The sequence below is a fragment of the Thermoactinomyces sp. CICC 10735 genome (assembly GCF_016055175.1).
Taxonomy (GTDB): Bacteria; Bacillota; Bacilli; order Thermoactinomycetales; family Thermoactinomycetaceae; genus Thermoactinomyces; species Thermoactinomyces vulgaris.
Window position 1 is genome coordinate 607,469 of record NZ_JAECVT010000001.1, and the last position, 20,992, is coordinate 628,460.

General features: G+C 48.5%; 24 protein-coding genes and 1 rRNA gene. 1 reads left to right on the forward strand and 24 read right to left on the reverse strand.

Features of this window, described 5'->3' with window-relative positions; translation table 11 throughout:
• Positions 1-3: 3 nt before the first annotated feature.
• From I8U23_RS03020 to I8U23_RS03125, 22 genes are all read right to left on the reverse strand, one after another.
• Positions 4-606 carry a dipicolinate synthase subunit B gene (locus I8U23_RS03020; RefSeq protein WP_037996444.1) on the reverse strand — a complete coding sequence of 201 codons (603 nt, stop codon included), beginning with the start codon at positions 604-606 and terminating at the stop codon, positions 4-6.
• The gene (gene dpsA, locus I8U23_RS03025; RefSeq protein WP_121874434.1) at positions 603-1,502 is read right to left on the reverse strand and encodes a dipicolinate synthase subunit DpsA; all 900 of its coding nucleotides are present in this window, start codon (positions 1,500-1,502) and stop codon (positions 603-605) included. The genes I8U23_RS03020 and dpsA overlap by 4 nt, the downstream gene beginning before the upstream one ends.
• A gap of 88 nt (positions 1,503-1,590) precedes the next feature.
• Positions 1,591-1,851 carry a YlmC/YmxH family sporulation protein gene (locus I8U23_RS03030; protein ID WP_231564622.1) on the reverse strand — a complete coding sequence of 87 codons (261 nt, stop codon included), beginning with the start codon at positions 1,849-1,851 and terminating at the stop codon, positions 1,591-1,593.
• Between the two features lie 125 nt (positions 1,852-1,976).
• Complete coding sequence (locus I8U23_RS03035) at positions 1,977-2,156, reverse strand: aspartyl-phosphate phosphatase Spo0E family protein (RefSeq protein ID WP_037996443.1); 180 nt, start codon at positions 2,154-2,156, stop codon at positions 1,977-1,979.
• 14 nt (positions 2,157-2,170) lie between these two features.
• Positions 2,171-2,614: a dUTP diphosphatase gene (gene dut, locus I8U23_RS03040; RefSeq protein WP_037996441.1), complete on the reverse strand. Its 444-nt coding sequence runs from the start codon at positions 2,612-2,614 to the stop codon at positions 2,171-2,173.
• Positions 2,607-3,860, reverse strand: a complete 1,254-nt coding sequence (locus tag I8U23_RS03045) for a M16 family metallopeptidase (RefSeq protein ID WP_037996440.1) — start codon at positions 3,858-3,860, stop codon at positions 2,607-2,609. The genes dut and I8U23_RS03045 overlap by 8 nt, the downstream gene beginning before the upstream one ends.
• A 64-nt stretch (positions 3,861-3,924) precedes the next feature.
• Positions 3,925-4,905, reverse strand: a complete 981-nt coding sequence (locus I8U23_RS03050; protein ID WP_231564621.1) for a polysaccharide deacetylase family protein — start codon at positions 4,903-4,905, stop codon at positions 3,925-3,927.
• 114 nt (positions 4,906-5,019) lie between these two features.
• Entirely contained in the window at positions 5,020-7,140 is a 2,121-nt protein-coding gene (pnp, locus tag I8U23_RS03055) for a polyribonucleotide nucleotidyltransferase (protein ID WP_082813564.1), read from the reverse strand.
• Positions 7,141-7,266: 126 nt separating this feature from the next.
• On the reverse strand, positions 7,267-7,536 hold the full coding sequence (gene rpsO, locus I8U23_RS03060) for a 30S ribosomal protein S15 (protein WP_037996435.1): 270 nt from the start codon (positions 7,534-7,536) through the stop codon (positions 7,267-7,269).
• A 120-nt stretch (positions 7,537-7,656) separates the two neighbouring features.
• Complete coding sequence (locus I8U23_RS03065; RefSeq protein ID WP_198050717.1) at positions 7,657-8,601, reverse strand: bifunctional riboflavin kinase/FAD synthetase; 945 nt, start codon at positions 8,599-8,601, stop codon at positions 7,657-7,659.
• The gene (truB, locus tag I8U23_RS03070) at positions 8,602-9,516 is read right to left on the reverse strand and encodes a tRNA pseudouridine(55) synthase TruB (protein ID WP_037996431.1); all 915 of its coding nucleotides are present in this window, start codon (positions 9,514-9,516) and stop codon (positions 8,602-8,604) included.
• Positions 9,517-10,494: a DHH family phosphoesterase gene (locus I8U23_RS03075; protein WP_037996429.1), complete on the reverse strand. Its 978-nt coding sequence runs from the start codon at positions 10,492-10,494 to the stop codon at positions 9,517-9,519.
• Positions 10,491-10,850: a 30S ribosome-binding factor RbfA gene (gene rbfA / locus I8U23_RS03080; RefSeq protein WP_037996427.1), complete on the reverse strand. Its 360-nt coding sequence runs from the start codon at positions 10,848-10,850 to the stop codon at positions 10,491-10,493. Before rbfA ends, I8U23_RS03075 begins: the two co-directional genes overlap by 4 nt.
• Before the next feature lie 21 nt (positions 10,851-10,871).
• The gene (locus tag I8U23_RS03085; RefSeq protein ID WP_049720217.1) at positions 10,872-11,150 is read right to left on the reverse strand and encodes a DUF503 domain-containing protein; all 279 of its coding nucleotides are present in this window, start codon (positions 11,148-11,150) and stop codon (positions 10,872-10,874) included.
• A 1-nt stretch (position 11,151) separates the two neighbouring features.
• Positions 11,152-13,398 (reverse strand): translation initiation factor IF-2, encoded by a 2,247-nt coding sequence (gene infB, locus I8U23_RS03090; protein ID WP_121874433.1) that lies wholly within the window; start codon positions 13,396-13,398, stop codon positions 11,152-11,154.
• A gap of 15 nt (positions 13,399-13,413) precedes the next feature.
• A complete protein-coding gene (locus I8U23_RS03095; protein ID WP_037996425.1) occupies positions 13,414-13,713 on the reverse strand; it encodes a YlxQ family RNA-binding protein in 300 nt (99 codons plus the stop codon).
• Positions 13,706-13,984: an RNase P modulator RnpM gene (rnpM, locus tag I8U23_RS03100; RefSeq protein ID WP_037996423.1), complete on the reverse strand. Its 279-nt coding sequence runs from the start codon at positions 13,982-13,984 to the stop codon at positions 13,706-13,708. Before rnpM ends, I8U23_RS03095 begins: the two co-directional genes overlap by 8 nt.
• A gap of 31 nt (positions 13,985-14,015) precedes the next feature.
• Positions 14,016-15,146 carry a transcription termination factor NusA gene (gene nusA, locus I8U23_RS03105; protein ID WP_121874390.1) on the reverse strand — a complete coding sequence of 377 codons (1,131 nt, stop codon included), beginning with the start codon at positions 15,144-15,146 and terminating at the stop codon, positions 14,016-14,018.
• A gap of 21 nt (positions 15,147-15,167) precedes the next feature.
• Positions 15,168-15,629: a ribosome maturation factor RimP gene (rimP, locus tag I8U23_RS03110; protein ID WP_198050718.1), complete on the reverse strand. Its 462-nt coding sequence runs from the start codon at positions 15,627-15,629 to the stop codon at positions 15,168-15,170.
• A 245-nt stretch (positions 15,630-15,874) separates the two neighbouring features.
• The gene (locus I8U23_RS03115) at positions 15,875-17,299 is read right to left on the reverse strand and encodes an FMN-binding glutamate synthase family protein (protein ID WP_049720219.1); all 1,425 of its coding nucleotides are present in this window, start codon (positions 17,297-17,299) and stop codon (positions 15,875-15,877) included.
• Positions 17,283-17,576, reverse strand: coding sequence for a hypothetical protein (locus tag I8U23_RS03120; protein WP_037996415.1), 294 nt, complete (start codon positions 17,574-17,576; stop codon positions 17,283-17,285). The genes I8U23_RS03115 and I8U23_RS03120 overlap by 17 nt, the downstream gene beginning before the upstream one ends.
• Positions 17,577-17,753: 177 nt before the next feature.
• Complete coding sequence (locus tag I8U23_RS03125; protein ID WP_049720220.1) at positions 17,754-18,224, reverse strand: Hsp20/alpha crystallin family protein; 471 nt, start codon at positions 18,222-18,224, stop codon at positions 17,754-17,756.
• A 144-nt stretch (positions 18,225-18,368) separates the two neighbouring features.
• Between I8U23_RS03125 and pepF the strand changes: the two genes are divergently transcribed.
• Positions 18,369-20,186: an oligoendopeptidase F gene (gene pepF, locus I8U23_RS03130; RefSeq protein ID WP_198050733.1), complete on the forward strand. Its 1,818-nt coding sequence runs from the start codon at positions 18,369-18,371 to the stop codon at positions 20,184-20,186.
• Between the two features lie 51 nt (positions 20,187-20,237).
• On the opposite strand, the gene msrB is transcribed toward pepF, so the two are convergent.
• Together msrB and I8U23_RS03140 are read right to left on the reverse strand one after the other, a co-directional pair.
• The gene (gene msrB, locus I8U23_RS03135) at positions 20,238-20,702 is read right to left on the reverse strand and encodes a peptide-methionine (R)-S-oxide reductase MsrB (protein WP_138614943.1); all 465 of its coding nucleotides are present in this window, start codon (positions 20,700-20,702) and stop codon (positions 20,238-20,240) included.
• A 218-nt stretch (positions 20,703-20,920) separates the two neighbouring features.
• A 16S ribosomal RNA gene (locus I8U23_RS03140) occupies positions 20,921-20,992 on the reverse strand; the annotation flags it as partial.

Consider the following 20,992-nt stretch of genomic DNA (forward strand, 5'->3'; position numbering starts at 1 on the left):
CTATTATGAAGTCAAGTCGCGGTATTTTTCAACTATTAATGGTTGCAACTGTTTCCCTTCGATGGCGGCAAGACAGGTTTCCGGGATCAATTCCATTCGTGCGACCATGGACTTGGGTTTTTTTTCGGGAGCATCTTGGCCAAACGGAACAAAATAAATGTCTTTGGCTGCCAGCAATTTTGCCAGGTTGACGGCATTTAAGCCGAGTGCGTCGTTCGTGGAAATGGCCACCACCACCGGCCGGTGATTGCGCATTTGCGCTTTTGCCGCCATCAAAACCGGGCTGTCTGTCAATGCATTGGCAAGTTTCGCCAGGGAATTGCCGGTGCAGGGAGCAATCACATAACAATCCAAACTTTTTTCAGGACCGAACGGTTCCACTTCCGGTATGGTCATCAACGGGGTCCGACCGGTGATTTCTTTAATTTTTTTCTTCCAATCTTCCGCGGTGCCGAACCGGCTGTCCACCGTCGCCACCGTATGGGAAATCACCGGAATCACGTTTGCCCCCAGTTCCACCAATCTTTTCATTTGCGGGAGCACTTCATCATGCGTACAGTGGGATGCCGTCATGCCGAAGCCGATCGTCAAGTTTTGAAAATTCACTGAACGGTTCCCTCCCTGAATAACTCATTTTTCATGATCCGGGTGATGGTCTCCGCCAAAATTTGTCCGGCTGTTTTCGGAGCCACGATTCCCGGCAGACTGGGTGCCAAGATGGCTTTGATTCCTCTTTTTTCAGCGAACGGATAATCCACGCCTCCCGGTTTGGATGCCAGATCAATGATGACCACATCATGAGGCACGTTGGCTAAAACGGTTGAATCAATGATCAAGGACGGAACGGTGTTAAAAATCAAATCCGCATTTTTCACATGGTCTTTTAATTCGGATGTATCAAACGCCTGAATCCCCATTTCAAATGCGCGGGCTTTATGCTCGGAACTTCTCACCCCGACTTTCACCCGGGCTCCAATCGCATGAAGCACACGGGCCAGCGACAATCCGCATCTTCCCATGCCCAGCACAATGCTTTCGGAACCGTGAATGGTGATGTCGGTGTGTTGGATGGCCATCATCAGCGCACCTTCCACTGTCGGGATGGAGTTGTAAATCGCCACATCGTCCCGGTTTAAGAGTTCAATAAGTTGAAGCCCGAAATCCCGGCACAACTTTCGCAAATACTCCTTGGCCATCCCGGCAAAAACGAGGCAATGTTTTGGAAGAGATTGAAACAACTCCGGGGTCAGAAACAATTTTTTGGACGTAAAAACACTGCTGATTTGCCCTTTTTCATCGGTCCCAATGATCGGGAGCACCAAAACATCCGCCGTCTCTAACAAATCAGACGAAAGCTCCTTTAACGAAGCCCCGCTGACCGGACTTTGCAAATTGTCAAATCCGACCAATGAAACCCGGGCTCCCATCTCTGTACAGCTTTTAATCACCTCTAATTGCCGTGCATCTCCACCGAGGAAGACAACATGTTTGCCTGTCAGCATTTTCTTCACTCCTTTCCCCGGAAGAATCCTTACCATGATCAACATCTGTTTGCATCATATGAAAAAAATGAAATTCGGTTCCCTTCTGTCAAAATTGTTTTTTGGAAGATTTCCGGTCCAACGAATCCACGATCAACATTTCCGGCCCGACTTTCCGGATCATGCTCCACGTCAATTCCATAAACCTGTGCTTCTTTTTAAACCAGGAAGATTCCGTCGGTAACAAGATGGCATGGATTTTTCCGGTTTGCGGATCAAACGACATGTCTGCATGCAACAAATCCCCCAACCGTTCTCCTCCCACCAAATCGATGCATTCCTTTTCTGCCAGTTCACTCCAGCGCAACATCCTTCCCCCCCGACGTTCCATTTTTTCTCTCCCTTTATCCATATGATTCAGTCAACACTTTTATAAAAAACAAAAAGCCCGGCAGGCTTTGCCGGACTTTCGGATTTGGCGTTCATCCTCTTTATTTAACGATGTTCCAATCGGATCCTTTGCATTTCCAAAATCAGTACATCCAATTGCTCGGATAAAGGCAAAACACGGGCATCCATCAATCGTTCGGGTTCACCGTTCACCAATTGGTACAATTCCTTGCGGAGATGTTCCATTTCCTCCTGTAACCTTCTGATCCGATGCCGCTCGGACATGAAGATCACCTCTCCTATTTACCCGTATGACCAAAGCCTCCAGACCCACGTTCCGTTTCATCCAACGAATCCGTAACTTTGAGGGAAACCGCAGGGACTTGCATAAACACCAACTGTGCAATACGGTCTCCCCGCTCAACCCGAAAAGGCCGTTCCCCCAGGTTCAGCAAAATCACCCCGATTTCTCCACGGTAATCTGCATCGATTGTCCCTGGTGTGTTGAGCACGGTGATTCCGTGTTTTAAAGCAAGACCGCTTCTCGGACGCACTTGGGCCTCCAGCCCTGCCGGCATCGACAAGGCAATTCCGGAAGGAATCAACTTCCACCGGCCCGGTTTGATTTCCACTGGATCCATCACTGCGGCATGGAGGTCAAAACCACTGGAACCCGTCGACATTTTCACTGGAAGAGGCAGATCTTCGTTTCCTGGCATGTGAAAAACTTTGACATTATGCAATGGAGTTCCTCCTAAAACTGGAAGGGATTTTTCCGTCTGGCGAAATCAGCGCCAACGACATGGGTGATGAAAAAATTTTCCGCGCCAGACGATTCACGCCATCCAAAGTGATTCTATCCACCTTTTCGATGATTTCATCCAAAGTGAACTGACGATTTAACAACAATTCATTGCGCCCCAACCGGCTCATGCGGTTGTTGGTGCTTTCCAGTCCAAGCATTAAGCTCCCTTTCAATTGTTCTTTGGCTTTGTGCAATTCGTCCGTCGTCAATCCTTTGGTTTTGAGATCATCCAAAATTTGATAAATGTATTCAACCACTTCATTCTCCTGCCCGTGTTTCGTTCCGGCATAGATGGCAAAAAGGCCGGTGTCACGATGGGCGGAATGATAAGAAAACACCGAATAGGCAAGCCCGCGCTCTTCGCGGATTTCCTGGAACAAACGGGAGCTCATGTTGCCGCCAAGCACATTATTCAACAAAACCAATGTGTAAAAATCTTCATCACCGACGGCCAGTCCCGGCAATCCGAAACATAAATGGGTTTGTTCGGTTTCTTTTTGTTTCACTTTGACATCCGGCGTAAAAACCGGAACCTCCCTGCTTCGTACCGGCATCTCGCCCTGATGGCCGGAAAAAGCTTCCTCGACCCTTTCCTTGTAATCATCCGGCAAATTGCCGGCAATGGCAATCACGACATTGGAAGGGACATAAAATTGATTTTTATAGCGGAACAAATCCTCACGGCGGAAACCGGTCACGGTTTCGGCATTGCCCAATACAGGGTATCCCAAGGGGTGGCCGCCTGACGACACTTCGGAAAGCATGTCATGAACCAGGTCATCCGGCGTGTCTTCCACCATGTAAATTTCCTCCAAGACCACTTTTTTCTCTTTTTCGATCTCGCCTTCATCAAACACCGATTCAAAAAACATATCCGATAATACATCCAGTGCCGTTAAAAAATGTTCGTCCAGCACTTTGGCATAATAACAAGTGATTTCTTTGGAGGTGAAGGCATTCACGTGTCCGCCGATTGCGTCAAAGGATTCCGCAACCTGTTTCGCGGTGCGCGTTTTGGTTCCTTTAAACATCATGTGTTCAATAAAATGGGAAATCCCGTTATTGGCAAGCGATTCATTTTCAGAACCGGTTCCCACCCAAATCCCCAAAGCGACTGAACGGACGTGGGGGATTTTTTCAGCAACCAACCGAACACCATTCTCCAGCGTATGTTTAACGATCAAATAAGATCCTCCTTAATTCTCTGATAAACTACAAAAAAGCAACACTACTATATCAAATCATAAATCATTGCTCAATGGAATCCACTCGTTTTGAAGAGAGCATTTCGCTGACCGTCATCCACTTCAAGCCCTTGTTTTTCCCTGCACGGATCATCCCCGGCAACGCTTTGACCGTCCGGTCCGTCGGATGAGTCAACAACAAGGTGCCGGGTGCAATCCCTTTTTCCACCTTGTTCACCATCATCTCCGGCGAAACGGACTTTTTCCAATCGACGGTATCCAATGTCCATAATATGGTTTTCATTTGAAATTGTTCGGCTATTTTTAATACGCGGTTGTCAAAATCGCCGGCCGGCGGGGCAAACCACCTGCTTTTGACCTGTAAGGTTTCTTGGATTAAAGACTCCGTCTTTCCGATCTCGGCTTCGATTTGCCCGGTGCCGATCCGGCTCATCAAAGGATGGGAATAAGCATGATTTCCCACTTCATGCCCTTCTTTCACCAACTGCCTGGCCATTTCGGGATTCTTTTTCAGCCAGGAACCATCCAAAAAAAAGGTCGCTTTCACCTTTTCCTGTTTGAAAATCTTGAGCATTTCCGGTATGTATTCCGTTCCCCAAGCCACATTCACCATCAGCGCGGCCGCCGGTTTTTTTTCGTTCCCCCGGTAAACCGGTGCCTGTCCCAGATCTTCCAGTTGTATTTTCGGGGGAATTTCCTGATACACCCAATGAATCCGGTGCTTGTCTTTTTGCTTGAGTGTGCTTTCGATCGTTGCTTCCAGGTCGACTTTTCGCCCGTTCAGCCCCGGAATGGCTTTCCAAACCGGATCCAGCCGTGCATCGATGGGGGCAATCTGATGTTTGGGCGCCTCTTTTTTGATCTTTTCGACAATCGGGGAGTCTGTCTTGAAGCCGGAAGAGATCACCGACACCTCCGCTCCGCTCTTCACGGCCGTCACATAAGCTTCAATGGTGGGAAGTTGGACCAGCAAAACAATAAAACAAACCGATAAGAACAGTGTCGCCATACGAACGGGAAACAAAGTTTGCCGCCTCCTTTCCTTCCTACCATATGCTCCCGGACAACTCCCTATGACCGTCGTATAAATATAAAAAAGAGGCAGATTCGCTCTGACTCTTTTCCTTTGCCTCTTCCTTTAAATTTTTTCTTTTTTCTTCGCTGCTTCATCTTTTAACACAGCTTTGCGGGACAAATTAATCCGTCCTTGGTCATCAATCTCCGTCACTTTTACCATGATCGAGTCTCCGACTTTCACCACGTCGCTGACTTTTCCGACCCGGTTTAAATCCAGTTGAGAGATATGAACAAGTCCTTCTTTGCCCGGAATGATTTCCACAAATGCTCCGTATTTTTCAATCCGTTTGACCGTTCCGAGATACGTTTCGCCAACCACCACTTCACGAACCAAATCTTCGATGATTTTTTTCGCCCGTTCGTTTTGTTCCGTTTCCGGAGAAGCGATGAAAATGCGGCCATCTTGTTCGATATCGATTTTGACTCCGGTTTCTTCGATGATTTTATTGATGACTCGTCCGCTCGGTCCGATCACATCACGGATTTTATCCGGATGAATCCGTAAGGTGGTAATCTTCGGAGCATATGGGGACAATTGTTTTCGCGGTTCCTTGATGGTGGCTTCCATGTTGTCCAGGATCACCATTCTGGCTTTCCGCGCTTGTTCCAATGCTCTTTGGAGAATGTTCCGGTCAATGTCTTCGATTTTGATATCCATTTGAAGGGCGGTAACTCCTTTTCGTGTACCGGCCACTTTAAAATCCATATCTCCAAGATGGTCTTCCATGCCTTGGATATCGGTTAACACGACAACATTATCCTCTTCTTTGACCAGTCCCATCGCGATGCCTGCAACGGGTGCTTTGATCGGAACCCCCGCATTCATCAAGGCAAGCGTCGACGCGCAAATACTTGCTTGCGAAGTGGAACCGTTGGACTCAAGCACTTCGGAGACCAACCGGATGGTGTACGGGAAAACATCTTCGGAAGGAATCACCGGTTCGAGTGCTCTTTCCCCCAAAGCCCCGTGTCCGATTTCCCGGCGTCCCGGTGACCGGATCGGTCTTGCTTCACCGACGCTGAACGGAGGGAAATTATAGTGGTGCATAAAGCGTTTGGATTCCTCCAAATCCAAACCATCCAGGATTTGCACATCGCCGAGTGCCCCCAACGTACAAACGCTTAACACCTGGGTTTGTCCGCGTCGGAACAATCCGGAACCGTGTGTCCGCGGCAGGACATCAATTTCGCTGGAAAGCGGGCGGATTTCATCGACAGCCCGTCCATCCGGACGTTTGCCCTCTTCCAATATCAACCGGCGCACTTCTTCTTTCACGATTTGATCCAAGACGGTATTCATGTCTTTTTCTTGCTCGGCCCATTCTTCTTCCGTCAGTTCCCCGGCCATCTGTGCCAAGACTTCTTCCTTCACCTGATCGATCGCATCCTGGCGCTCTTGTTTGTCAATGACCTGAACGGCTTGGATCAAAGAATCGGTAGCAAGTTCCCGCACGCGTTTTTCCAGTCCGGGATCGACCTGATGCAATTCGGGCTCCATTTTGGGCAGTCCCACTTTTTCCACGATCTGTTCCTGAAAAGCCACCAGCTCCTTGATCACTTCGTGGCCAAACAAAATCGCTTCCAGCATCGTTTCTTCCGGCACTTCATCCGAACCCGCTTCCACCATGTTCACCCCGTGTTTCGTACCAGCCACCACCAGATGCAGATCGGATTTTTCCATTTGTTCCACCGTCGGATTAATGACCAATTGACCATCAACCCGGCCAACCACCACGCCTCCGATGGGTCCTTTGAAAGGAATGTCCGAAATGGAAAGTGCCACGGATGCGCCGATCATGGCGGCAATTTCCGAAGAGCAATCCTGATCCACCGACATGACAGTGGTCACCACTTGCACTTCATTGCGAAACCCTTCATCAAACAGCGGGCGAATGGGGCGGTCAATGAGCCTGGAAGCCAAAATGGCTTTGTCGCTCGGGCGGCCTTCACGCTTGATAAAGCCTCCCGGGATTTTCCCAACCGCATACAAACGTTCTTCATAATTTACCGTCAACGGAAAAAAGTCCGTGTCTTTCGGCTCCTTGGATGCAACCGCGGTAGCCAGCACCGAAGTGTCTCCATATCTCACCATCACCGCACCATTGGCTTGATTGGCATATTTTCCGATTTCCAGCTTTAATTTTCGTCCAGCCAGATCTGTCTCAAATGTTTGAGGTTCCATCTTCAATCATTTCCTCCTCTCAAAAACACAAATATAGCATACTTCTCCACATTTACAGTATGTTCCTTCCACTTCTCTTTTAAAAGATGAGATGATAAAAAAGCGGGGCATGCCGCCCCGCTTTTCTTATCGACGCAATCCGAGTTTTTTGATCAGTTCACGATAACGAACAATGTCTTTCTTCTTCAAGTAGTTCAACAAGTTCCGGCGTTGACCAACCATTTTCAAAAGACCACGGCGAGAATGATGATCTTTTTTATGATCTTTTAAGTGCTCGTTTAACTCATTGATCCGATGAGTCAAAATCGCGATTTGCACTTCGGGGGAACCCGTGTCATTATCGTGTGTTTTAAATTCATTGATGATTTCTCTTTTGCGTTCATTGGTTAATGCCATCGAAAAATCCTCCTTTTGCTCAATCGCCCATAACCCAGAACACCGTCGAGGCATCGGTGATCCGAGCCAGGGTTGTTACCGAATCAGTATACCATAAGAAAAAGATGAGTACAACAAGCCTTATTGTGCAAATAACTTCAACCAACGCTCTGCTTCTTGCCGGTCTTTTTCAATCTGCTGAATTAACGCCTCCACGCTCGGAAACTTTTTCTCTTCGCGCAAGAAATGATAAAACTCCACTTTGCATTTCTTGCCGTAATAGTTGCCGGATTGCCCGAGCAGGTGCACTTCCAACCTTTCACTCGGTTGATCGCTTTTAAAAGTGGGACGCACTCCGATATTCATGATGCCATAGGAAGAAACCTCATCAATGGTTGCTTTGACCACATAGACGCCTCGGGCGGGAACAAAATACGGAGCCTTCAGGTCCAGATTGGCTGTGGGAAACCCCATCAACCGCCCCCGCTGATCTCCCCGGACCACCTCTCCTTGCAGCGAATACGGGCGCCCCAGGATGTCCCGGGCGGTTTTGACATCCCCTTCGGCCAACGCCCGCCGCAACCTGGTGCTGCTGATCACTCCCTGATCCTGTTGGATCAAAGAGACGATTTCGGTGACGAAATGCCCTTTTCCCAATTCGGTCAGGTCTTCTGCTTTCCCCTCCGCTTTGTGTCCAAACGTAAAATTGTACCCTGTCACCACGCCTTTGACACCAAGCGGCAATAATATGTCGGTGACAAATTCTTCTTTTGACAAAGAAGCGAAATTCCGGTCAAACCGGACAACATAAACTTTCCTGACCCCCAAACGGGCAAACTGCTCCAACTTGTCGGGATACGGGGTCAGATAACGGTGAATCGCCTCTTGCCCCAACACTTCCCGTGGATGCGGATCAAAAGTCATGACCGCCGGAACCGCCTTCAGTTCCCAGGCCAAATCCATCGCCTTTCGGATCACGGCTTGATGCCCCAAATGGACACCGTCAAAAAAACCAATCGCCAGTGCAATCGGTTCCTGATCGGTTGGTTGATCGATTATCGGATAGGTTAAATGTATCGTTTCCATCTACTCCACATCCCGAAATACTTTTTCTGGTTTCGCCAAGCCCTTTTCAATCACCCGGTATACAGCGCAAAAAACACCGGTGTCCGTATACACACGAACCAGTTGATTCTCATTGAACAATTGATCATCAACAGGAATCTCTATTTTCCAACCATCATAAACTTTTTGAAGATCTTCATGATTCACCATCATGCCGGGCATGAACGAAATCCCCTCATCCAACCGGGTGACATGATTTTCCCAAGCATCTTGCTCCCCGATTTGCTTCAACTCATCCAACGTGTAACAATCTTCCAGGTGAAACGGGCCACTTTGCACCCGCACCAGAGAAGCCATATGCGCCGGATACCCCAAAGCTTTTCCGATGTCCACACACAAGGTGCGGATATAAGTCCCTTTGGAACAAAGAACTTCAAAATGAATTTCCGGATATTCCCCCGGCGTCATCCCCGTCCATTTTAATTCATAAATGTGGACCTTCCTTTTCGGCCGGTCGATCTCCTTTCCTTCGCGGGCCCACTCATATAAACGGCGTCCGTTCACTTTCACGGCCGAATACATGGGTGGAACCTGCGTAATCTCCCCGACAAACCGGGAGAAAACCTCCTCCACTTGTGCCGGCTCCACCGGTTCCACCCGTTCGGCCTCTGCAATGACGGCGCCGGTCTGATCTTCCGTTTCGGTGGCAATCCCCAATTTCAAGGTTCCTTGATAACGCTTGGGGCGGTCCTGCAAATATTCCACCAACCGGGTGGCTTGTCCCAGACAAACAGGCAGCACGCCTTCCACTTCCGGATCCAGCGTGCCTGTATGACCAGCCTTTTTTTGCTTTGTCAAGCGGCGGACGATGGCGACAATATCATGGGATGTATAGTTTTTTGGTTTAAAAACGGGCAAAATCCCATGGCACCCCATTTAAACTTCACACCCCTGCTTCAACCTGGACTGAACTGCTTTGAAAACGCGCTCGTGAACTTCGCGGAGTGTCCCGGGCATGCTGCATCCCGCCGCACGGGCATGGCCGCCTCCGCCAAATTCCTTGGCCACCCGGCCCACATCAACCTGTTCTCTGGAACGGAAACTGACTTTGATGGTTCCGTCATCCTCTTCCCGGTACAAAATGCCGACATCCACCCCGTAAATATTTCGCGCATAATTGACGATGCCATCCAAAGCTTCGTACGAATTCGCCGCTTTTTCCATTTCCTCTTTGCTTAAAAACATCCATGCAATGAGTCCGTCGTCTGATTTCTGCAAGGTGGACAAAGCCCCTTGCAGCAATTTTAACTGCTCCATGGTTACGGTTTCCAAAGCCCGGTCGGCAATCTTATGCGCTTCGATGCCGGTCTCCACCAACTTGGCGGCTTGTCTCAACACTTTCGGGGAAGTATTGGAATAGCGGAATCCCCCCGTGTCGGTCAACAAACCGGTGTAAAGGCATGCCGCCAGTGGTTCGCAAATGGGGAAGTTGTTTTCTTCCGCCCAATCAAAAATAATTTCCACGGTTGCCGCCGCTTCCGGAACCACAATGTTGATATCCCCAAACCGGTCATTGGTCGCATGATGGTCCAGGTTGACGATCACCGCATCATCCCGGATCAGGAAACGGCAGGCGCCCATCCGCTCTTTGTCGGCGCAATCCAAAGCAATCACATATTGGAAGGAGCCGGAAACCTGTTCCGCCGGCTGAATCTCTTCCACTCCGGGCAGAAAAGAAAATTTCCGGGGAACCGGGTCTTCGTTGACCATCGTCACTTGCTTGCCGGATTGTTTTAACATATATCCCATCGCCAAAGTGGAACTGATCGCATCCCCATCCGGGTGAAGATGAGATACCACCAAAATCCGGTCGGCCTTTTCCAAAAAAGCAAGCAGCTCATCAAAACGGCTCATTGTTTCTCATTCTCCCGTGCATGAACATCCCGCAGCAGACGTTCAATGTTTTCACTGTAATCAAGGGATTGATCAATCGAAAAAATGAGTTCGGGAACATGACGCAACGAAACACGATGCCCGATTTCAGAACGAAGGTAACCTTTGGCTTTTTCCAGTCCGGTCAATGTTTCTTGTTTTTGCTCCTTGCTTCCCATCACGCTGATGTAAACTTTGGCAATTTGCAGATCTCCGCTCATTTCGACACCAGTCACCGTCACAAATCCGATACGGGGATCTTTTAACTCTTGCTGGATAAGTTGGCTTAATTCCTTTTTGATCTGTTCACCCACACGACTGTTACGTATCCGTGCCACGGATCAAACCTCCTCGTCAACCTAAAATGTGATATCTGCCGCAATGATCTCCAAACCATCCGTTTGTTCAAGCAGCCGAAGGGCTTGTTCCAGTTCTTTTTCCACCACCATCCGGTTGCTTCCGACCCCCACGACTGCAAGCGAAACAAACTGACGATCGTCTTGATCCGCCACTTCTGCAATGGAAAGGTTAAACCGGTTCCTGATTTTTGCCTGGACGCTTTGAATCACCCTGCGTTTGTCTTTGAGGGAGAAAGAGGCGATCACCCGCCCCTTAAACTCCAGTACACCGATGTGCACGTTACTTCCGCTCCACTTCCTGGATGGTGTAAACTTCGATTTGGTCTCCTTCTTTGATGTCATTATAGTTTTGCAAGGTAATCCCGCATTCATACCCTTGTGCCACTTCTTTGGCATCATCTTTGTAACGTTTCAGCGTGTCAATTTCACCTTCATGGATCACGACACCGTCACGAATCACCCGGGCTTTTCCGTCACGAACCACTTTCCCTTCGATGACATAACAACCGGCAATGGTTCCGATCCGGGAGACTTTAAAGATTTGGCGAACTTCTGCAATGCCTGCCATGACCTCTTCATATTCGGGATCCAAAAGACCTTTCATGGCCGCTTCGATTTCCTCAATCGCTTTATAAATGACCCGGTGTAAGCGGATGTCCACTTTCTCCTGTTTGGCCATCTCCCGGGCATTGGGTTCGGGACGGACATTAAACCCGATCACAATGGCATTTGAGGCAGAAGCCAAAATGATGTCCGATTCCGTGATGGCTCCGACAGCCGCATGGATGATTTTTACGCGTGCGCCTTCGACATCAATTTTTTCAAGCGAGTGTTTCATGGCTTCTGCAGAACCATGGACGTCTGCTTTAATAATAACATTTAATTCTTTGACTTCGCCTTCTTTAATTTGTTTGAACAAATCATCCAGCGATACACGGGAATGGGCTCCGCGTTCTTGTTCTTTTTGTTTCGTCTGGCGTTTCTCGGCGATGGAACGCGCTTTTTTCTCATCCTCAAACACCATGAACGCATCGCCGGCATTCGGCACATCAGAAAGCCCCAGAATTTCGACCGGTGTCGATGGCGGTGCCGTTTTGACACGACGCCCTTGATCGTTGATCATGGCACGAATTTTACCAAAGTAATTTCCGGCCACCACCGGATCTCCGACATGCAGCGTACCGTTTTGCACCAGCACGGTGGCAACAGCTCCGCGGCCTTTGTCCAGTTCCGCCTCAATGACCACCCCGCGGGCGCGTTTATCCGGATTGGCTTTCAGTTCCTGAACTTCGGCCACCAACAGAATCATTTCCAGCAATTCGTCAATGCCGTCTCCTGTCAAGGCCGATACCGGGACAAAAATGGTGTCCCCGCCCCATTCTTCCGGAACCAATCCGTATTCGGTCAATTGTTGTTTCACCCGGTCCGGATTTGCCTCGGGTTTATCCATCTTGTTGACGGCAACAATAATCGGGACATCGGCTGCTTTGGCATGGTTGATGGCTTCGACCGTTTGCGGCATGACGCCGTCATCGGCGGCGACCACCAAAATCGTGATATCCGTCACTTGGGCTCCCCGCGCACGCATGGTGGTGAATGCAGCATGCCCCGGCGTATCCAAAAAGGTGATTTTTTTGTCATTGGCTTCGATCTGATAAGCACCGATGTGTTGTGTGATTCCTCCGGCTTCTTCTTCCGTGATTTTACTTTGGCGGATTTTGTCAAGCAGCGTGGTTTTTCCATGGTCCACGTGTCCCATGATCGTAACCACCGGCGGGCGTTCAACCAAATCCTCCGGTGCGTCCGTTTCTTCGATCTCTTCAAAGTTGCTTTCATCCACTTCTTCTTTGACATGGATGGTAACGTCAAATTCTTCTGCCAAGATGGTCATCGTTTCCACATCAATTTCCTGATTGATGGTGGCCATGATTCCAAGCGTGATCAGCTTTTTAATGACAGCGGAAGATTCCCTGCGCAACAGCTTGGCAAAATCCCCAACGGTCATGGGACCGGAAACGGTGATTTCCTTTGGCAGTACCGGAGCTTGTTTTTCTTTGGCCTCTTTCTTTTTCTCGCCTTTTTGACGGCCTTTTCCTTTCCGGTTCACATTGTCCCGGCGGGCGCCGTCTTTTCCTTTCTGGAAGGCCTTTCCTTTCTTTCCTTTGCGTTGGCGCTTATCCTGCTGGCTTGTCTCATGGTTTGCTTTCCGCTCTTCCTGCCCGCGGGCGCCCCTGTTGCGGTTTGATCCGGAAGAGGCACGCTTTTTGTTGTGAGCGGAAGATTCTTGTTTATTCCGATGATTTCCGTTGGACGTCGCTTTCTTGTTTTCTTCGCTTTTCGGACGATCTTGTATTTTTGCAGATTTTTCTTGTTGATTTAAACGTTGATCCAATTTTTGTATCATTCCTTCATCCAACACACTCATATGGTTATTCACTTGAATGCCTAAGTCTTTCAGACTGTGCAATATTTCTTTACTACTCTTATTCACTTTTTTCGCGTATTCATATACACGCATTTTCGCCAAATCCATTCACCCCCGTTACTTACTGCCGAGCTTCATGAATGACCGGGCAAACCCCCGGTCCGTGATTGCAATGACCACGCGTGTCTCTTTTCCAATCGCATTTCCCAACTCTTTTCGGGCACCGTATCGCAACAAAGGAACGTTGTAAGAATCACATTTGTCACTGACCTTTTTTTCCGTGTTTTTTTTTGCATCTTCGGCCAGAATCACCAACTGCGCTTTTCCCGAGCGAATTTCCCGGATCACCAATTCTTCTCCGGAAACGACTTTTCCGGCCCTCATCGCAAGCCCCAGCAGTTGCAAAAACTTATTCATTCCCCTGATGCTCTCTTACATAATCACGAAGTTGATCATACAATTCGGTTGGAACTTGCACTTTGAGGGCGCGATCCAATGCTTTCTTTTTTTGTGCCAAATCAATGTATTCCATCTTTGCGCACAAATACGCTCCGCGCCCGGATTTCTTTCCGGTCGGGTCGATGACCAGTTCGTTTTCCGGCGTTCTCACGATCCGGATCAGTTCCTTTTTCGGAAACATTTCTTGTGATGCCACACATTTTCGCATCGGTACCTTTCGCCGTTTCATCTTATGCCAAAAACCCTCCCCTTGGAAGAAATTATTCGGTCCCTTCACTGCCATCGGTATTGAATAAAGCATCTTCATCCGGAATTTCGACTTCATCCAAAATTTCATCTTCAGCTTCTTCTTCCAATTCTTCGGCTTCCGATTCGCTTTTGATGTCAATCTTCCAATTGGTGAGCTTTGCAGCCAGCCGTGCGTTTTGTCCTTCTTTTCCGATCGCCAGAGACAATTGGTGATCGGGAACAATCACCCGGGCCATTTTTTCTTCTTCATAAATGGTGACGGAAATCACTTTGGACGGGCTGAGCGCATTGGCAATCAATTCATCCATGCGGTCAGACCAACGGACGATATCGATTTTTTCACCGCGCAGTTCATTGACCACCGTTTGCACGCGGGATCCGCGGTGACCCACACAGGCTCCGACCGGATCCACATCCGGATTGTGCGAAGCCACGGCAATTTTGGAACGTTGACCCGCTTCACGGGCAATCGATTTAATTTCCACAACGCCATCATAAATTTCGGGAACTTCCAACTCAAACAACCTTTTCAACAGTCCGGGATGGGTGCGGGACAAGAAAATCTGCGGACCTTTCGTCGATTTTTCCACCCGGGTAATGTAAACCTTCACGCGATCCCCGTGGCTGAACCGCTCTCCGGCGATGACTTCATTGTGGGGCAGCAAGGCTTCCACCCGGCCAAGGTCCACGTAATAGTAACGGTTGTCGGCTCTTTGCACAATTCCGGTGACAATGTCTTCTTCCCGGTCAACAAAATCTTCGTAAATGGCTGACCGTTCCGCTTCCCGGATCCGTTGCGTCACCACCTGCTTCGCTGTTTGAGCCGCAATCCGGCCAAAGTCTGCCGGCGTGACTTCGATCTCCACAATATCGTCCAATTGATAATTGGGGTCGATTTCCCGGGCCGCATCCAATGAAATTTCCAAGCGGGAGTCGACGACTTCATCCACGACGGTTTTGCGGGCAAACACACGCACCTGTCCGGTCTGTCTGTTCACATCTACCCGTACGTTTTGTGCAGAATGAAAGTTGCGCTTATATCCAGATATCAATGCAGCTTCAATCGCTTCAATCAAAATATCTTTACTGATCCCTTTTTCTTTTTCTAATTGATCAAGGGCCTCGATGAACTCGGCATTCATCGGCCTAATCCTCCCTTCGCGTTAAAAAACGACGCTTAATCGTGCTTTGGCCACCTTCTCGAGTGGAATCTCAAATGTCTTCTTCTTCTCATGGACCGTAAGGGTGGTACCGTCAAATTGGTGCAAAACCCCTTCAAACACTTTTTGGCCTTCAATGGGTTCGTACGTGGTAATATATACATTTTTACCGACAGCTTTTTGGAAATCCTTCTCCTTGGTCAGCGGCCTTTCCGCACCCGGTGATGACACTTCCAGAATATACGTCCCTGGCACCGGGTCTTCTTCGTCCAGCTTTTCCCCCACTATCTCACTGATCCGGGTGCAATCATCCAAATCAACTCCCCCGTCTTCCCGGTCGATGAAAATGCGCAAAAACCAATTTGGCCCTTCTTTTTTATACTCGATATCGACCAGTTCCAAACCTTCTTTTTCCACAATCGGCCGGGCAAGTTGTTGTACGGCTTCTGTAATTTGTCGGCTCAAAGTCAACCCTCCTTATTTGGCTAATTCAAACACCTGCAACAAAACGCAAAGAGTGGGCTTCCACCCACTCTTTGCACTCGCAAGATGTATCTACAATAAGTATAGCCAAAGTGATTATAACACAATCACCAAAAAAGAAGCAATTGCCTTTGCCGGCTCCTTTTTCCTTAACGAACCGCTTTTGTCCCTCTTCCCGGGGACCGGGGCAGAAAAAGCCGGTATCCCCGGGATGCATTTTTTATCTCTCAATGGCTGACAAACGGCCCGGTTTCAAACTCCCGGTCCCGTGGAACGGAAAACAAGGGGTTGGTTTCTTCAAAAAAGCGGGATTGGTCTTCGGGGGCAACATAGCCCAACTCAATGCCCGTTGCTTTGGCAATAAAAGGATCCATGGTACATAAATCCGATTTGGTCAAATCGGCAACAGCCGTTTTTCCAAGCGATATCAAAACGAGCTCCATTTCCCGCACGCAAGCATTCAAATAACGGACCAGACTCATGGCCGCCTGGTCCACATCCAATTGGTCGGTCATTTTCCCCGAATAAACCAACAAGCTGGTGGGAGGTTCAAAGGGTACGGATTTGACCATTTGTTCGCTGGCCAAGGCCATCAAGGCCGCCGTTCCGATATACACACAATCGGCTCCCAAGGCGATGGCTTTCAGCATTCGTCCGGGAGTGACCAATCCTCCTGTGGCAATCAGTTGAATATCCTGTTTCACCTTTTTTCGGGCAAGAAATTCGGATGCTCTTGTAATGGCAAAGAGGGTGGGCAATCCGACATCATCCTGCAAAGTGGGTGCACCCCCGTGCGTTCCGCCTTCGGCTCCGTCAACGGTGACAAAATCCACTCCGGCTTCCACGGCGATTTGCAACTCTTTTTCAAGATGATGCGTCGCAGCAATTTTCAGTCCCACCGGCACCCCGGTTTCCTCTTTCAGTCTGCGGACCAGTTGGACAAACTCTTCCTTGCCATTGACCCCGGGCAGCCGAGAATGGATCACCGCATCTTCCCCGGGTTGCAACTCATAAACTTCCCTGAAGTCCTCGCCGATGTTATGGGCGGCCGTCCGCTGCGAAGCGGATCCTTGGGCCCCCTGCCCCAGTTGAATCTCGATCGCATCCAAGGCTTTGTACTTTTTCGGATCGTTCATCCATCCGCCCCGGTTATACTGTCCGATAAACAAACCGGCCGCTTCCCTTTCCTCTTTCATGAGCCCCGCTTCCCCCGAATTGGTCGCGGTCCCCACCTTGGTGGCAGCTTTGGCGAGGGCAATTTTGGTTTTTTTGCTTAACGCACCGCCGAAGGACATGCCTGCAATCATGATCGGAATGGAAATCGTCAATGGTTTTTTGGCCCGCTGTCCAATCGTGACCGAAGTGTTGATTCCGACGTTTTCCGGAGTGGGAAAGCGGAACAGGTGAACCGGATTGAACAAGATTTTTTCCCACGGGGACATAGGAACAGGGGTTCCCAAGGGTCGGGAGATGGGTGTGCCCTGATTGGCCCTCATGGTGATTTCCATGAGGTTGGTCACCCCCACCTTTTTCGAGGCCGGCACCATTTCAAACAAATTCTCGGTATATTGGTCCCGGATCATCCTGGTCAACGCTTGATCGACAGACCGGTCAATGGCGGACCGGATCATCCTTTCAATGAACTTCAGCACGATGGACACGCTCCTTGGCTTCACCCTGCCCCAACGAATTTTGAAGTTCTTCAATTTTTTGCGCCATCGACAAGCACATTTGCTTGACCGTTCCCAACTGACGGGCGGCATTCTGTTCTTCGACCGCAATATCCACCAATTTGCGATGATCGAAATTCGTCAGCTTCCGGTAATGGTCCTGTTCAATTGTGGCCAATGTACCCGCCATCGTTTCAATGCGGTTCAGCTCGGAATGAATGTAGGAAAGAACGTTTTCCATGTTTTCAACATTTTGCATAATCCTTACACCTTCCTGAAATTGAAATGGATTTGGTGATAGTATGCGATCATCCTTCTCTGATTACTCACATCTCCATCCGGGAAAAATTAGGAGGAACCCGGTGCCGGCTTCTTTCCAAAAAAAAGGGCCGTGTCCCATACGGCCCCGTTGGTTTTTTTCATTTTTCCCGCACGATCATGAAGAAGGTTTCCGGTTGATTTTAATTCTCTTCGGTTCTTTTTCCGGATCCTTCGGAATCGTGATTATGAGAAGCCCGTTTTCATAATCGGCTGTGATATGATCCAAGTTGGCATCCTGCGGAAGGGTGACGGTCCGGTAAAACGAACCATAACTCCTCTCTTCAATATACATGTGCTCTCCTTCTTTTTTCGATTCTTGTTTCCGTTCCCCTTTGATCGTTAATTGTCCGCCGTGCACCTCTATTTCAACATCTTCATCCCTGAGGCCGGGCATTTCCGCCTCGATGACATACTGGTTCCCTTCCTCTTTCATGTTGATGGCGGGCATTTTTGGCATCGACTCATTCCAGATCGGATTTTCAAAAAAACGTTCAAATGTGCGGTTGATTTCCGAATGGATTTGTGACAAAGGATGTACCGGGTTATGAAGATTTCTCCGGCTTCTGAAACGCTCCAGATTGCTCACTTCTTGTACCTCCCTTTCATGATGATCACCCCAATATTATGCAAATTAATAAAAAAATTATACACAACCCAATAAAAGGAATGGTTTCTGAATTCCCCGGCCGAGTAGTATAATGGAGAATACAGAACTGATTAAGGAGGTATAATCATGACCCAATCCTCATCCAAACTTCCTCTTCGCTCAGAAATTCCGGATGAATATAAATGGCGTCTTGAAGATATTTTTGAAAACGATGAGAAATGGGAAGAAGAATATCAAAACATCAAACAAATGATCCCTGAGATCAGCCGGTTCAAAGGGAAGCTCGGACGGTCTGCTGAGGATTTGTTAAAAGCGCTGAAATTCCAGGATCAATTGCTCTACAAACTTGACAAACTTTATACATATGCGCATATGCGGTTTGATCAGGACACCACCCAATCCTTTTATCAAGCCCTCAATGACCGCGCAAAAAGTTTGTATACGGAAGTTTCCGGAGCCTTGTCCTTCATCACTCCGGAGATCCTTTCCATCCCCGAAGAGAAAATCACGCGTTTTTTGGAAGAAAACGAAGAATTGCAGGTATACAAACACGCTCTGGAAGAGTTAAACAAAAAGCGTCCCTATGTTTTATCGGAAAAAGAAGAAAAACTCCTAGCCCAAGCCGGTGAAGTCCTGGGGGCCTCCGCCAACACCTTCGGCATGCTGAACAATGCAGACTTGGAGTTTCCCTCGATCCGGGATGAAAACGGGGAAGAAGTCAAAGTGACACACGGCCGGTACACGAAATTGATGGAAAGCCCGGACCGCCGCGTCAGAAAAGACGCGTTTCATGCCGTATACTACACATACGACAAATATAAAAACACTTTTGCCAGCACCTTAAGCGGGGCCATCAAGAAAAATAATTTTTATGCAGAAGTCCGCGGCTATGATTCGGCACGGCATGCCGCTTTAAGCCGGAACAGCATACCTGAAACCGTCTATGATCAATTGGTGGATACCGTCAACCAAAATTTGCCCTTGCTGCACCGGTATATGCGCATCCGCAAAAAAGCACTGGGCTTGGAAGAAATGCACATGTACGACATTTACACCCCGTTGGTGGAAGAATCTTCTTTTAAAATTTCCTACCCGGATGCACAAAAAATTGTGCTCGATGCGTTAAGTGTCATGGGCAAGGAATATGTATCCATCCTGAAAGAGGCTTTTGACAATCGGTGGATCGATGTTTATGAGAACAAAGGAAAACGAAGCGGCGCCTATTCTTCAGGAGCTTACGGAACGGCCCCCTACATCCTGATGAACTGGCAGGACAGCATTGACAGCTTGTTCACACTGGTACATGAACTGGGGCACTCCCTCCACAGTTATTACACCAACAGAAACCAACCGTTTGTCTATGGCAACTATTCCATTTTTGTTGCGGAAGTGGCATCGACTTGCAATGAAGCCTTGCTCAATGATTATTTGCTCAAACAAACCGACGACAAACAAAAGCGTCTGTATCTCTTGAACCATTATCTCGACGGCTTCCGGGCAACAGTTTTCCGCCAAACCATGTTTGCCGAATTTGAACATCTCATTCATCAAAAAGCACAGGCAAAAGAAGCGCTGACACCGGAACTGCTCACCTCGTTGTACTATGATTTGAACAAAAAGTATCACGGCAACGACATGATAAGCGATCCGGAAATCGGTTTGGAATGGGCACGCATCCCCCACTTCTATTACAACTATTATGTTTACCAATATGCGACAGGATTCAGTGCCGCGGCGGCATTGTCCGGACAAATTCTGCGCGAAGGAAAACCGGCCGTCTCCCGTTATCTTTCCTTCTTGAAAGCCGGAAGTTCCGACTATCCCATTGAAGTATTGAAAAAAGCCGGCGTCGACATGACTTCACCGGAACCGATTCAGCAAGCCCTGAACGTTTTTGAGGAGAAACTGGATGAATTGGAAAAACTTCTGGCCCAATCTTAATGCCTGCCATAAAAAAAGCGTTTGCCGACCCGGCAAACGCTTTTCTCTTTGTCATGAATCCTTTTTATCAAACAGGGACAGATATTCCCCATAACCTTCTTTTTCCAAATCTTTTTTCGGGATAAACCTTAAAGCCGCCGAGTTGATGCAATAGCGGAGCCCTGTCGGCAGCGGCCCGTCATTAAACACATGCCCCAAATGAGAGTCTCCTTCCCGGCTCCTCACTTCGGTACGGATCATGTTGTGGCTGTAATCTTCCTTTTCCACAATCTGATCTTCGTGAATCGGCTTGGTAAAACTGGGCCAACCGCATCCGGCATCAAATTTGTCCAATGAACTGAAAAGCGGTTCACCCGAAACCACATCCACATAGATTCCTTCTTCTTCATGATCCCAGTATTCATTTTGAAAAGGAGGTTCGGTTCCATTTTCCTGAGTGACGTGATATTGACGCGGGGATAACTTTTTTTTCTGTTCTTCTTGTTCTTTTCTTTCTCTTCTTGCCCTCCTGACCATTTGAAACACCTCATCTTCCAATCATTTTCCCGGCATCTTTTCATTTTAGCATACCCCGTTTCAGGGGGTATCTTCCCTTTTTTGTTTCAAAATGCAACCGTCGCAAACAAAAATCCCCGCAGACCGTGGTCTGCGGGGATTTTTCCAGTATTCCCTGAAAACTAAAGAGTGTGAGACATGACTCTTTGAAACATTTTTGCTCGAAATGAGCTCCTTAGAAAGGAGGTGATCCATCCCCACCTTCCGGTAGGGATACCTTGTTACGACTTCACCCCAATCATCTGCCCCAC

Excerpts from the sequence above, each read along its gene's own strand:
- msrB (WP_138614943.1), bottom strand. The coding sequence starts at position 20,702 with ATGGTCAGGAGGGCAAGAAGAGAAAGAAAAGAACAAGAAGAACAGAAA.
- I8U23_RS03035 (WP_037996443.1), bottom strand. The coding sequence starts at position 2,156 with ATGTCCGAGCGGCATCGGATCAGAAGGTTACAGGAGGAAATGGAACAT.
- I8U23_RS03120 (WP_037996415.1), bottom strand. The coding sequence starts at position 17,576 with ATGCAAAATGTTGAAAACATGGAAAACGTTCTTTCCTACATTCATTCC.
- truB (WP_037996431.1), bottom strand. The coding sequence starts at position 9,516 with ATGGGGTGCCATGGGATTTTGCCCGTTTTTAAACCAAAAAACTATACA.
- I8U23_RS03030 (WP_231564622.1), bottom strand. The coding sequence starts at position 1,851 with ATGTTGCGCTGGAGTGAACTGGCAGAAAAGGAATGCATCGATTTGGTG.
- I8U23_RS03065 (WP_198050717.1), bottom strand. The coding sequence starts at position 8,601 with ATGGAAACGATACATTTAACCTATCCGATAATCGATCAACCAACCGAT.
- nusA (WP_121874390.1), bottom strand. The coding sequence starts at position 15,146 with ATGAATGCCGAGTTCATCGAGGCCCTTGATCAATTAGAAAAAGAAAAA.
- pnp (WP_082813564.1), bottom strand. The coding sequence starts at position 7,140 with ATGGAACCTCAAACATTTGAGACAGATCTGGCTGGACGAAAATTAAAG.
- I8U23_RS03075 (WP_037996429.1), bottom strand. The coding sequence starts at position 10,494 with ATGAGCCGTTTTGATGAGCTGCTTGCTTTTTTGGAAAAGGCCGACCGG.
- rnpM (WP_037996423.1), bottom strand. The coding sequence starts at position 13,984 with ATGAAACGGCGAAAGGTACCGATGCGAAAATGTGTGGCATCACAAGAA.
- dpsA (WP_121874434.1), bottom strand. The coding sequence starts at position 1,502 with ATGCTGACAGGCAAACATGTTGTCTTCCTCGGTGGAGATGCACGGCAA.
- rpsO (WP_037996435.1), bottom strand. The coding sequence starts at position 7,536 with ATGGCATTAACCAATGAACGCAAAAGAGAAATCATCAATGAATTTAAA.
- I8U23_RS03095 (WP_037996425.1), bottom strand. The coding sequence starts at position 13,713 with ATGAATAAGTTTTTGCAACTGCTGGGGCTTGCGATGAGGGCCGGAAAA.